Origin of the sequence: Lactiplantibacillus herbarum (assembly GCF_001039045.1) — a bacterium.
GTDB lineage: Bacteria > Bacillota > Bacilli > Lactobacillales > Lactobacillaceae > Lactiplantibacillus > Lactiplantibacillus herbarum.
On sequence record NZ_LFEE01000008.1, the window covers coordinates 1 to 11,894 of the forward strand.

The following is an 11,894-nucleotide window of genomic DNA, read 5'->3' on the forward strand; positions in this document are numbered from 1 at the left end:
GTTGTTTTGGGACTTTCAACCTTTAGTTAAGTTTATTAGCGGTGATGATTAGTTCAACTAATTAAAGTATGACGCTCGGAAACCATTGTAAGTAGTGTGTTAATTGGTGAACAAATAAGTTGTTTAGACGAACCAAGTGGGGGATTTTTAGACGTAGGTATTAAATGGAAATAATTTATCTATTTATTTTCACTAACTGTTGACAACGCTTACAATATCGCTTATGCTTACTTTGTAAGGTATTTAGTTACCTTCTAATCAATTCTCTTTCTCTCTTATGCCGACCACTATCTGCTTGGATAGTGGTTTTTTTGTCGTTATAAAAAATAGCAGCGCCGGATAATGACGTTGCTAGTGCAGTATATCACTTAAGCTATGCATCAATTAGCGTAATTGCATAGATGATTAAGGTTAATTTTCAGTCAATAACTGTTGCAGTTTACGAGTAGTATTGTAGTTTCGTGTGCTCGTTTGCTGATATAGAGGAGTTCCGGCAATTTTAGCATAGAACGAACGACTGGCATTTACTTTAAAAGCCGATGACCAAAAGATCACGGTCGGTGTAATCTTAATCTGATCATAATCAGCCGTAACGTGTTCGTTAAGCCACAGATCGTTATCAGGATTGTAATCCGGTAACTTAAAGAGGGCGTTATGCCGGAGGTTGGAATCAATTCCCCACCAACTTGGTGCTTGTTGAACCGCTGCTAGTAAATCCGGTTGAGTGATAATTTGAAAGGGAATCGGAAAATCAAAATTGTTGGTTAGAACTTCAGCAATCATCTTTTCAGCTATTGGTTGTGAGTGGTTAGTCGTGAAAAATAGGTTGCCGCTGTTGATGTAGGACCGAACGTCAGTCAAGCCAGCATCTGTTAATGCTGAGCGTAAGTCAGCCATGGGAACCCGTTTGTTTTTGCCAACGTTGATACCGCGAAGTAATAGGAGATAGTCCATTCAAATTGATCCTTTCGTATTTGCAGATGATAGGCATTAATAGGATTTGCTTATTTTTGTGGGGGGTTACTCGGTCAGTCAAAATAAGCTGTCGTCATTTTATCCACTGTTAATTTTAACAAGTTAGAGCAGCGGTATATAACTATTCTACCTGACTAATGCGCTGTTGTGTTTTTTAGCCGAGAATCTATTTTGACACTGCTAAGTTCCCCGGCTATACTGAAACTTGAAGTGAGGGATTACCGTTGAAAAATCATGAAATATTAGACTTAATACAAGAAATTACGCGTAACGATGGCACGACCTATATGGAGCTTGGCAACATGCTCATGAATGGTCGGGCGGAGTTAGCGGCGGAGCGCGGCTTTATCAAGGAAGTCCGCATCTTACAGCTTAACATTCCCCATTCAGTTCACGTCATGAAATACGAACAGTATATTAACGAAACCTTTGAGATTCCAGACGAAACGATGGATCATTGGGAAGAATGGACCAAGACGCCTGAAATACAGGCTGAGGTTGATTTAGTTTTGCGTGAAAATCATATCGGTTAGCTTGCAGAAGCACCAGTTGTTGCTGGTGTTTTTGTTTTTTCGATAGTTATTTAGATTTAGTCTACATACAGGAGGAATCAGCAATGAGTTTTAGTGTTATTGAAACGCTACAAGTCCACCGCACTCAGCGGCAGTTTACATCACAACCGGTCAGCGACGAGCAATTGACCACGATTGTGACGACAGCGCAGAAAATGCAAACTAGTCAGTATTTACAGGCATATAGTTTGATTGAAATCACCCAGCCAGCAGTTCGAGAACAGCTGGCGAAGATTACAACGATGGCGAGTGTGGCAAACAACGGTCGGCTATTCGTAGTATTAGCGGATCAGCACCGTAACACGTATTTGGCCCCCGGTGACGAAACCAAGCAGGCGTTAAGCGAATTCGACCGGTTTGAAGGCAGTGTGGAGGATGCGACCTTGATGACAGCGGCGATGATCATGATTGCCGAAAGTATGGGTCTAGGAAGTGTCGTATTGGGATCAATCAATAATGATACCCAGGCCGTGATTGATCTGTTACACTTGCCAGAATTGACGCTACCGGTATTCGGGTTGCAGATTGGCTACCCAACCACGATGCCTGAACAGAAGCCACGGTTGGGATTGCCGGCTGTCTTATTCAAAGATCGTTACGTTGAACCTGAAGCTTATCAGACGACGCTAACTGAATTTGATCAGGAATTACACACGTATTATCAACAACGCAGTAGTCACGCGCGTAATGAACAACTAGCCCAGATGACCCAAGAAGCCACGATGTCAGCAGCCAAGCGGCATGAGATGTTGCAGGTTGCACGACGGCAGGGGTTCTTGCCCGAAATATAATTGTGATTGATATTTGGAATCAAAACAACGCTGTGGCAAATGCCATGGCGTTGTTTTAGTGTGAAGTATAATACTGGGATGATTCGCTGTTATTTGATTTGGCCCTCAATATAACGATATCCCTGTGTCAGGCCGCCAAAGCCCCAATCGTCAGGCGCAACGTTTTTAGTGATGACGTAACTAGTAGGGCTGACTGAACCTAAAATTTGTTGCATACCGGCATAGGCTAGCTTGATGAAATTAGCTTTTTCGTCGCGGGTGTTCGTACCCGTAGTGACATTAATTTCAATAAAAAAGGTTGCTTGATGTTGACTGGCACTACTTTTGCCACCGATGAACCAGTTTTCAGGATCAGCAAATTGAATGTCCACGGCGATAACGGGTTCTGCTTTGCCTAAAGTAGTGACGGCTAAATTAGTCAACAAGTCGGTCACTTGTTGAGCAGTGGTGGTCGATGATGGTGCGGCAATTCTGACGTTAATATATGGCATGGTAAAATCCTCCTAATGACTTTAAGTTATGGCAATCAGTATAGGATATAAGCAGACTGTCGCATAGCTGTTGTTAATGATATAGTTATCATTAAAAGTGATATCTAAAAGGAGATGGTCGAATGCAGATTCAGGATTTTAGTATTTATCGCGAACTTTATGAACGACGCTCCATTAATCAAACTGCCAAGACTCTACAGTATTCGCAATCGAATATCACCGCTAGATTGAAAAGCTGGGAAGATGAGTTACACGCACAGTTATTTATTCGCAGTAATCGGGGGTTAACGCCAACCACTGCGGGGGAGCTGACTTATCAGTATGTGCAGACCGTATTAACGGCTACGGCGAATTTAAAAACGAAATTGCGTAACCAAGCGGGACGCGACGTTGTGATTTCAGAGTTGTTGTTTAATTACTTGGTGCTTCATAAAAAGCAATACGCACTGACGGAGTATAACTTTAAACTAAAAAAATCAACGGACATCGTAAACGGAACCAACTTTGATGAACAGTTGGTAATTACCTATGCTGATTTTAAAAATCTCAATTATCACTTAGTGGCGACGAATTGGCTGGTTGTCAATTACTTTGTTAAGGAACGATTGACGGATGATTTGCCGTTGTTAGTTAACAGTGATGTTAACTGTCCATTTAGAGCAATGACGTTAAAACGGGTGGGAACGGATGAAAGGGTTGTGGAAGTAGACTCTTGGAACAGTATTATCGAGCTGGTCAAACAGGGACGTGGACGTGCATTATTACCGACCTATCTGGCAGAAGCGGCTAGCTTAGTCAGTGAATCGGGTCAAAATACATTTAGAATTCCATATCGGATTTTTGCGTTGAACGAAAATTGATGATGATTATAAAAAACTAGCTAATGAGGTCAAATGAATCGTGAAATACCGATTCTGGCATCATTAGCTAGTTTTTTGCGCTTAATATTTAGATTAAATCGGTCAGTCGCCGGATAATGCCAATCTGTCTTTCCAACGAGAAAGGCTCATTACTCTCGGCGTAGTAACGGATCGTCGTCAGCGCGTAGTTGGTCAGCAGCGCCATCTCTAACGGGTCATCAGTCTGCCAAAATTGACTGATGCGTTGTTTGAGTAGGGCGGTAAATTGCTGTTCAAAGTCGAATTCTTCCGTGTGAATCAACAGGAGTGCCCGCAGCAACCGTCCCTCGTTTTCTTTTAAGAGAAAACTGTCGATCATTGCTTGTAGGTTGATGGTATGGTCGGTCAAACGTTCTTGTAGGGCTTCATCATACTGGGCTAAGAAAGATTGCCCTAGCTTAGTTGCTAAATCGTATTTGTCGAGGTAGTGGGCGTAAAATGTCTTCCGGTTAATCTGTGCATCATTGGACAACTGACTGACCGTTACTTTTGCAAAACCTTCCGTCAAGACTAGTTGCACAAAGGCATTTTCAATCCATTGGAGCGTCCGTTCAGTTCTCAGATCCATACCAAAACCTTCTTTTTTATAAGTTAAGTAACACTTGCCCCTCCAACTGTAGCATAAGTCTCACGACAATTCATTTTGACCATGCCAATTATAGCGGTAAGCCGTTAGAATAAAGTCATCAGTTAAGGCAAGTTCCCCAAGCAATAGCCAACCTACCATAACCAGATTAATTATTAGATGAGTTTTATCACCCAGCCATTAAGAAAGGTGTCCTTGAGATGCAAAATATTAAAATTAACGTTCAAATTGATGACCAACCATACTCCGAAGAACAACTCGCCATGTACACTTACCAGCGTAACCTTCACGTTCTTCATGAATTGAAAGAATTAGGCGCGGATGTTCTCCAAGCAGATACGCCATTGAGTCATACGGAAATTAACTTTTTAACCGCAGTGGATGCCCAAGATATCCTATTGGCGACTAAGTTAGCAATTGGAACGGATGGGTTACGGAAACTGTACGCGACTAAGATGGCACGCATGGATCAGCAGTGGTTAGATATTCTGGAACAGTCAGATGGCAATCAGAATTTGAAAGCTGCCCGGACGAAATTGACAGTCACTGGAATCACCTTGCCACAGTTCCAACAAGCCTTTAAAGCTGTTGAAGAAAATGCGTCCTTAGGATTGAGTTTGAATCCTGAACACTTTGAAATTACTGGGACGCCCCAGGGTCAAAACGGCTTTGAAACGATGGGCATGTTCGGCGAACCCACCGATATGGTGCTGGTTGCCGACCCTAACTTAGAGTTACCAGACGCGCCAATGCCTGATTATCCGATTCAGATTGCAGGATTAGAAAAAATGGCAAGCACTAATCAACCTAACCACGTCTATGCACGGCACCAAATCAAGCCAACTGCAGATGGGTTGGAACTCTTCACGGCAGCGTACTTCCCAAGTGCGACACCGGATGAATTGGTGAATGGCCACAAGATTCACTTGGCAATCGAGTTCAGTAATATCTTTAAGTATTTAGCACAGATTGCTGACTAACAGTAGGCATTGGCTAAGCAAGCGCATTATTTAGTTAAAAAAAGCACCTAAAGTCTATTCCCCAATAGCGCAATAACACCTCGGAAACCAGCTTGGTCATTTCCGAGGTGTTATTTGTGTGTTGCAATAATATTTTTCAGTCTAACTTAATTAATCAGCCTGATATGGTTCGTGCTTGAACAACTGCGCGGCTTTAACGGCCGTTTGCCAGCCTTCATAGAGATTGTCACGTTCAGCAGGAGCCATTTGTGGCTGGAAAGTGTCGCCGGTCTTATGAATCGCTTTGATCTCATCCAGGTCTTGCCAGTAACCAACGGCTAGGCCGGCCAAGAAAGCTGCACCTAAAGCCGTTGTTTCAAGGTTAGCGGCTCGAGTAATCTGGACGTTTGAAATGTCTGCTTGAAATTGCATTAACCAGTCATTACGAGCGGCACCACCATCGACCATCAAGGTAGGCATATCAATTTGAGCATCTTTTTTCATCGTATCAATGACGTCACGTGATTGGTACGCAATGGACTGTAGGGTGGCTTTGACAAAATCCGCACGGGTTGAGCCACGTGTGAGGCCAAAGACGGCGCCACGCGTCTCTGAGTCCCAATAAGGTGCTCCGAGTCCGGTAAAGGCGGGCACCACGTAAATTTCGTTCTGATTGTGTGAGGAACGGGCCAGTGCTTCGGAATCAGGGGCGGATTCAACTAATTCCATCCCGTCACGAAGCCATTGAATTGCCGAACCAGCGACGAAGATGGAGCCTTCGAGGGCGTAATTGACGTGGCCGTTGATCCCGTAAGCAATGGTCGTTAGTAAGTTGTGATCAGACAACTGTGGATGTTCACCTAAGTTCATGACGGTGAAGGCACCGGTCCCGTAAGTATTCTTGACCATCCCGGGTTCAAAGGCCATTTGCCCAAATAGGGCGGCTTGTTGATCACCGGCCATCCCGCTGATGGGTACTTTGCTGCCGTAAAACAAATAATCTTTAGTGGTGCCGTAGATTTCTGAATTGGAATGAACGCTTGGTAACATGGCGTTCGGAATGTTCAGTCGGTCCAGAATTTCTTGATCCCACTGCAGGGTGTGGATGTTGAACAGCATGGTTCGACTGGCATTGGTATAGTCGGTGACGTGCGTTTTTCCACCAGTCAGTTTCCAAACTAACCACGTGTCGATTGTTCCAAATAGGAGGTCGCCATTCTCAGCGCGCTGTTGAGCACCTTCGACATGGTCGAGAATCCAGCGAACTTTGGTTGCGGAAAAGTAGGCGTCTGTTACAAGTCCCGTGTGTTGGTGAATCAGTTCACCGGTACCATCCGCAATCAGTTCTTCGGCAAGTGGTGCGGTTTGGCGTGATTGCCAAACAATGGCGTTATAGATGGGTAGTCCGGTCTTCTTGTCCCAGACAACGGTTGTTTCACGCTGGTTGGTAATCCCAATTCCCTTGATCTGGCTGGGGCGGATGCCGCCCTCGATTAAGACGTTGGCGATCGTTGAAGAGACCGCGTTCCAGATCTCATTAGCGTTGTGTTCGACCCAGCCTGGTTGTGGGAAGTATTGTGGAAATTCGCGTTGGGCATCGGCAATCTTCTCACCGGCGTGGTTAAAAATGATGGCCCGGGTACTAGTTGTCCCTTCGTCGATGGCCATGATATATTCGGCTGACATAGTGGTTCCTCCAAGCAATTGTAATCGATAACATTATGATTGATACTAGCACGCTTAACGATATTTGTGAATAAATATTAGAAACTTAATAAATACCTGGAAAGGGAAACAGGGCGGCATTTGTGAACAGTTGACACCTAGACCAATTTAAAACCGTCGAAAGGGCTGCCATTGTTTGAAACACTGATGATTGAACTGATTACTGGCTAGTAACGATAGTGAACAAAACTTTCGGAATTGTTTAATACTTAGACCAATCGGCATATAATAGGCCACCAATAACAACGAAACGGAGGACCTTAATATGTACAGACATCGATTCTTTCTAAGGGGCTCAATAGCTGAAGTGGCTTGGCTCAATCAGCAAGCAGCACGTGGTCAGCAGTTAGTAGCCATTCGGGGCCTAACGTACCAATTCAAATCAGTTAGTACTGCACCGCAGTTGACGGCTGAATACTTACCGAAGACAACCCTACAGACGATGGCACCAGACTTTCAGCCAGTAGCGAGCCATATCTTTCACGTTGATGACTTGGCAGTGGCTTATTCGCAAATTACGGAGAATCAGCGCGTCGTCACGAATGATGAACCGTATCGATTAGCTGTTTACCGGCATGCGCGTGACGTGGCACTGAACTGGCTCAACGGCTGGGTCCTCAGTGTGTGGTTGTTCATCAGCGCAGTGATCGTCCTCAGTTCACAACTTCAGGCGACGCCTTTGCTGACGCGACTACTGTTAATTGTCTTAGCTGTTAGCGCTGGTGCAATGGTCGTCGGGGCTAGCGTGGCCGTTCTGGCCGCTGTTCGCTGCCATCGTGAAGTCTGTCGGCTGATTCGCTTAACGGGTGATGATCGTGACGCCTGGAAGCCAACTTTTCATATCTGGTTTAAGCATCAGACCAGTACACCTGACACTGAACGTTTGGAAGCATTGGGCACATGGCAGTTAACGATGCATAATCAGCGTGGTGACTATTACTTTGATTTGAAAACACTTCTCAGTGAACAGGAGATTAAACAGACCTTGGCTAAACTAGTGGCACAGCAGGATTTTGTCGTCATGTCGTGGCTGGGATTATATCCACTTTAAATTTATAAAATGAGAAATAATGTGAAAATAGTGTGACTTTTTTTAATAAAAGGCTTGTGTTTTGCCATTAAAGCGTGTATAAATACAGACATAAGCATTGCTCGGTAGTTCAGTGGTAGAATAATTGACTGTTAATCAAGAGGTCGCTGGTTCGATCCCAGCCCGAGCAGTTGGCATTAAAGTAGCGGTATCTCAAGTGGATACCGCTTTTGTTGACACTGATCATGACTAACCCGGGATAGTGATGGTCACTTAATGCCACTTTTCTTTATAAATAATTAAGCAAAAAAGTTCTGGCAAGTCTTGACTAATCTTGACTAACACCCTATAATTACTATATAAAAGTAAGTGGTGTAAGAACCGCTACTGAAAAATTAGGAGGAATTCATCGTGACAGTAAACTTATATTATTCAACATCCAGCAAGTCAAGTCGTAGCGCGCGGGCATGGTTAGTTGAAAACAACATTTCATTTAACGAACGCGACATTATTGCTAATCCTCTGGATCGCGATGAATTGAAACAAATCCTCCGGCTCACTGAAAATGGCTTCGAGGACATCGTTTCAACGCGTTCTAAGGCTTTCAAAGCAATGCACATTGATCTATCAGACTTAGGATTCAACCAATTATTGGATCTGTTAGTCGAAAAACCACAGTTACTCAAGCGACCAATTATCTATGATGGGCGCCGGTTACAGATTGGTTATAACGAAGAAGACATTCGGGCATTCTTGCCACGTTCAGTACGTAAGTCTGAATTACGCGAAATTCAACAAAAATTATATGATGATGATCAACAAGCAGTTGGTTAAAGAATCATCAGCGTCGTTGCTTAAATGCAGCGGCGTTTTTTTATTACTAGTTAGATTTCTTATGAAGGGCGACTAAGCAAAATAGTTGGTTAATCAGGACCAGTTGTGTACAATATATTGAAATGATTTAAGAAATGGAGCATTAAATAAAATGAGTGAACAGGATCAAGCAGCTTGGGCGACCCAGGCATTAGAAGCATTACGGACAACTGACAATCAGGCCGTTGTCGATGGCATCATTAAAGTTATCGATGATCAACAAGCCGAAATCGAGAGTTTACGAGGTTCAATGGAAGGCCAGCTCTGGAGTCCAACTAGTTGGCATCAAGATCAACAGAGTCGCAAGTAAGCCGTTAATTAACGTGATAGCTGTTTTATGTTGGCTATGCATGTTCGTTGCATTGTGACTGCGAGTTGGATAAGCTAGGGATATATTCTGGGAGTAGGCATGATGTTTGCACTAGCAGACAGACACGCAACGACTAGTTAATGCTGAAATTAAAAGACCCGGATACCGTTATTTGCGGTGTGCGGGTCTTTTAGTCTCGCAACTTATTGGTTCAATGGAAGGAGCATAGCGATGGGGGATAAATCACGAACAACTCAAAAAGTCACGGCTGCCGGGCTATTAGTCGCAATGGGCGTCGTGTACGGCGATATTGGAACCAGTCCCCTCTACGTGATGAAGGCGATCGTCGAAGGGCAGGGTGGTTTAGAGGCCATCAATGAAACCTTCATTATTGGAGCGGTGTCGTTGGTTTTATGGACGATGACGTTACTGACGACGGTTAAATACGTGATGATTGCGCTGAATGCGGATAATCACGGTGAAGGTGGTATCTTCTCACTATTCACCTTGGTACGCCGCCGCGCGAAATGGTTAGTAATTCCCGCCATGATTGGTGGGGCAGCATTGCTAGCTGATGGGGCATTGACGCCTGCTGTGACGGTGACAACTGCGATCGAAGGGCTGCGGGGTGTGCCAGCCTATGTAGATGTGTTTGGAACGGGTCAGGACCCCATCATTGTCATTACGTTACTGATTATTGCCGGCCTCTTTATGATTCAACGGTTCGGTACGAATATGATTGGTAAACTATTTGGTCCAATTATGCTTGGCTGGTTTACGTTTATCGGTGTCAGCGGGCTAGTCAATCTGTTACAGGACGTCAGTATTTTACGGGCAATCAATCCGTATTACGCAATCGCGTTACTGACGGGTCCCGCTAATAAAATGGGTATTTTAATATTAGGTAACATCTTCCTTGCCACGACAGGGGCTGAAGCGCTGTATAGTGATCTTGGTCACGTTGGTAAGGGCAATATCCGAATGAGCTGGCCCTACGTTAAAATCTGTTTATTATTGAGTTACTTTGGGCAAGCGGCTTGGATTATGAATGCCGGCCAACAAACCAGCGGTGACCTCAATCCGTTCTTCGCGATGCTGCCTGCTAGTTTAACGATTTTTGCGGTGATTTTTGCGACTGTCGCAGCGATCATCGCGTCGCAATCCTTGATCAGTGGCTCGTTTACGTTGGTCAGTGAAGCGATTCGACTGAAACTGTTGCCGCGTTTGAAGACGACTTATCCAGGTTCATCAATGGGGCAGATGTACCTGCCAGCGGTCAATCTGATGTTGTGGGCTGTGACCAGTGTCCTCGTGCTGTTCTTCCGGACAAGTCACAATATGGAAGCAGCCTATGGATTAGCCATTACGATTACGATGCTGATGACGACGATTTTACTGTACGCCTACATGCGGCAAAAACGAGTCTTACCGATTATCGCATTACTGACAACGCTGTTCTTTGCAACGATTGAAGTCGTTTTCTTCGTAGCTAGCGCGGCTAAATTATTGCATGGTGGCTACGTTGCGGTGATCTTAGCACTGCTGATCCTATTCGTGATGGTTATCTGGCATCGCGGTGAGCGGATCGTTCAAGAACATGCGCATCCGGTTGATCTTGCACAGTACAAGGATCAGCTAGCGCGTTTACGACAGGATCAAACGTACGACAAATACCAGACGAACGTGGTGTTCTTGACGAGTCGAATGGAAGGTAACGAATTAGAGAAACAAGTGTTGTATTCGATTCTAGACAAATGGCCGAAACGTGCGGATGTCTACTGGTTCGTGAACGTCACGACGACGGATGAGCCGTTCACGGCTGAATATACGATCGATACTATGGATACTGACTACATCGTCAAAGTAAAGCTGTACCTTGGATTCAGAATGCGTCAGGATGTGAATCGCTATCTGCGGACAATCGTACAACAGTTGATGGCTGAAGGCCGGTTGGCACAACAGCAGCAAGCCTACTCGATTACACCGGGACGGATGGTCGGTGATTTCCGCTTCGTGATTATTGAGGAGCGGTTGGAAAATGCGACCCAGCTTTCAAGACTGGATCGGTTTGTCATCGAAACGAAGTTGGCAATTAAACGGTATGCCACGGCACCGGCTAAGTGGTTTGGCCTCGAGTTTTCGGAGGTGACTGTGGAAACCGTGCCACTGCTATTCGATAAGATTCCGCCACTACCAATACATGAACAACGGCAATCGAAGGATGATGACTGAATTTAGTAATGAAGGATATAGGCTAAATTAACGGTTGAAATAAAGTATTGCGAAACAAATAAAGGCCTCAGAATTCAAAAAATTCTGAGGCCTTTATTACTTTGTTAAATACGCTGTGCTAGTTAGAGTACGTTTGGGATGTCACTCACCCGTTTGCTTTCTATTTCGCCTACCGGGGCGTCCTGACAATGATTGGAACGTGGTGGGCACACTTAAAGCTCAGCAAAACCCCGCTGCAATCTTTAAGCTTGGCCTTATCCTAGCCGAGAAGACCACTCAGCCAAGGATAATTTCACCACTGAACATTGTCAGGACGCTCCTCACGGCTAGATAGTGGTTGAAGACGGACATGTGCGTACCTAGTACTGGTGTAATCATTAAATTTGTTCTGGGAAACATCTTCTCCGTTAATAAGATGATTACTAAAGGTTGAAAGTCCCAAAATAACTTA

At 44.6% G+C, this 11,894-nt stretch carries 12 protein-coding genes and 1 tRNA gene; 9 read left to right on the plus strand and 4 right to left on the minus strand.

The annotated features are described in order from the left end of the window. Nucleotides 1-411: 411 nt before the first annotated feature. Nucleotides 412-954 (minus strand): DUF1697 domain-containing protein, encoded by a 543-nt coding sequence (locus ACG95_RS02825; RefSeq protein WP_047999053.1) that lies wholly within the window; start codon nt 952-954, stop codon nt 412-414. 245 nt (nt 955-1,199) lie between these two features. Between ACG95_RS02825 and ACG95_RS02830 the strand changes: the two genes are divergently transcribed. Both ACG95_RS02830 and ACG95_RS02835 read left to right on the plus strand, forming a co-directional pair. Beyond that, nucleotides 1,200-1,508 carry a hypothetical protein gene (locus ACG95_RS02830; protein ID WP_047999054.1) on the plus strand — a complete coding sequence of 103 codons (309 nt, stop codon included), beginning with the start codon at nt 1,200-1,202 and terminating at the stop codon, nt 1,506-1,508. 83 nt (nt 1,509-1,591) lie between these two features. After that, complete coding sequence (locus tag ACG95_RS02835; protein ID WP_047999055.1) at nt 1,592-2,338, plus strand: nitroreductase family protein; 747 nt, start codon at nt 1,592-1,594, stop codon at nt 2,336-2,338. An 89-nt stretch (nt 2,339-2,427) separates the two neighbouring features. On the opposite strand, the gene ACG95_RS02840 is transcribed toward ACG95_RS02835, so the two are convergent. Beyond that, a complete protein-coding gene (locus ACG95_RS02840; protein WP_047999056.1) occupies nt 2,428-2,829 on the minus strand; it encodes a tautomerase family protein in 402 nt (133 codons plus the stop codon). 122 nt (nt 2,830-2,951) lie between these two features. On the opposite strand from ACG95_RS02840, the gene ACG95_RS02845 reads away from it, so the two are divergent. Then, on the plus strand, nt 2,952-3,689 hold the full coding sequence (locus tag ACG95_RS02845; RefSeq protein WP_047999057.1) for a LysR family transcriptional regulator: 738 nt from the start codon (nt 2,952-2,954) through the stop codon (nt 3,687-3,689). Between the two features lie 88 nt (nt 3,690-3,777). Here ACG95_RS02845 and ACG95_RS13920 read toward each other — a convergent pair whose 3' ends face one another. Continuing rightward, on the minus strand, nt 3,778-4,296 hold the full coding sequence (locus tag ACG95_RS13920) for a TetR/AcrR family transcriptional regulator (RefSeq protein ID WP_053072640.1): 519 nt from the start codon (nt 4,294-4,296) through the stop codon (nt 3,778-3,780). Nucleotides 4,297-4,514: 218 nt separating this feature from the next. Here ACG95_RS13920 and ACG95_RS02855 point away from each other — a divergent pair, with 218 nt between their 5' ends. Beyond that, entirely contained in the window at nt 4,515-5,294 is a 780-nt protein-coding gene (locus ACG95_RS02855; RefSeq protein ID WP_047999058.1) for a hypothetical protein, read from the plus strand. 150 nt (nt 5,295-5,444) lie between these two features. On the opposite strand, the gene glpK is transcribed toward ACG95_RS02855, so the two are convergent. Further along, complete coding sequence (gene glpK / locus ACG95_RS02860; protein WP_047999059.1) at nt 5,445-6,959, minus strand: glycerol kinase GlpK; 1,515 nt, start codon at nt 6,957-6,959, stop codon at nt 5,445-5,447. 304 nt (nt 6,960-7,263) lie between these two features. Here glpK and ACG95_RS02865 point away from each other — a divergent pair, with 304 nt between their 5' ends. The 5 genes from ACG95_RS02865 to ACG95_RS02885 all read left to right on the plus strand — a co-directional run bounded on the left by ACG95_RS02865 (nt 7,264) and on the right by ACG95_RS02885 (nt 11,443). Beyond that, entirely contained in the window at nt 7,264-8,049 is a 786-nt protein-coding gene (locus tag ACG95_RS02865) for a hypothetical protein (RefSeq protein WP_047999060.1), read from the plus strand. A gap of 98 nt (nt 8,050-8,147) precedes the next feature. Then, nucleotides 8,148-8,219, plus strand: a tRNA-Asn gene (locus ACG95_RS02870). A gap of 220 nt (nt 8,220-8,439) precedes the next feature. After that, entirely contained in the window at nt 8,440-8,862 is a 423-nt protein-coding gene (locus tag ACG95_RS02875) for a Spx/MgsR family RNA polymerase-binding regulatory protein (RefSeq protein WP_047999061.1), read from the plus strand. 151 nt (nt 8,863-9,013) lie between these two features. Beyond that, nucleotides 9,014-9,211: a hypothetical protein gene (locus ACG95_RS02880; protein WP_047999062.1), complete on the plus strand. Its 198-nt coding sequence runs from the start codon at nt 9,014-9,016 to the stop codon at nt 9,209-9,211. Nucleotides 9,212-9,442: 231 nt separating this feature from the next. Then, nucleotides 9,443-11,443, plus strand: a complete 2,001-nt coding sequence (locus ACG95_RS02885; RefSeq protein ID WP_047999063.1) for a KUP/HAK/KT family potassium transporter — start codon at nt 9,443-9,445, stop codon at nt 11,441-11,443. The last annotated feature ends 451 nt before the right edge of the window (nt 11,444-11,894 follow it).

Coding starts and splice junctions, on each gene's coding strand:
- ACG95_RS13920 (WP_053072640.1), bottom strand. CDS start 4,296: ATGGATCTGAGAACTGAACGGACGCTCCAATGGATTGAAAATGCCTTT.
- ACG95_RS02880 (WP_047999062.1), top strand. CDS start 9,014: ATGAGTGAACAGGATCAAGCAGCTTGGGCGACCCAGGCATTAGAAGCA.
- ACG95_RS02855 (WP_047999058.1), top strand. CDS start 4,515: ATGCAAAATATTAAAATTAACGTTCAAATTGATGACCAACCATACTCC.
- ACG95_RS02865 (WP_047999060.1), top strand. CDS start 7,264: ATGTACAGACATCGATTCTTTCTAAGGGGCTCAATAGCTGAAGTGGCT.
- ACG95_RS02845 (WP_047999057.1), top strand. CDS start 2,952: ATGCAGATTCAGGATTTTAGTATTTATCGCGAACTTTATGAACGACGC.
- ACG95_RS02840 (WP_047999056.1), bottom strand. CDS start 2,829: ATGCCATATATTAACGTCAGAATTGCCGCACCATCATCGACCACCACT.
- glpK (WP_047999059.1), bottom strand. CDS start 6,959: ATGTCAGCCGAATATATCATGGCCATCGACGAAGGGACAACTAGTACC.
- ACG95_RS02885 (WP_047999063.1), top strand. CDS start 9,443: ATGGGGGATAAATCACGAACAACTCAAAAAGTCACGGCTGCCGGGCTA.
- ACG95_RS02825 (WP_047999053.1), bottom strand. CDS start 954: ATGGACTATCTCCTATTACTTCGCGGTATCAACGTTGGCAAAAACAAA.
- ACG95_RS02835 (WP_047999055.1), top strand. CDS start 1,592: ATGAGTTTTAGTGTTATTGAAACGCTACAAGTCCACCGCACTCAGCGG.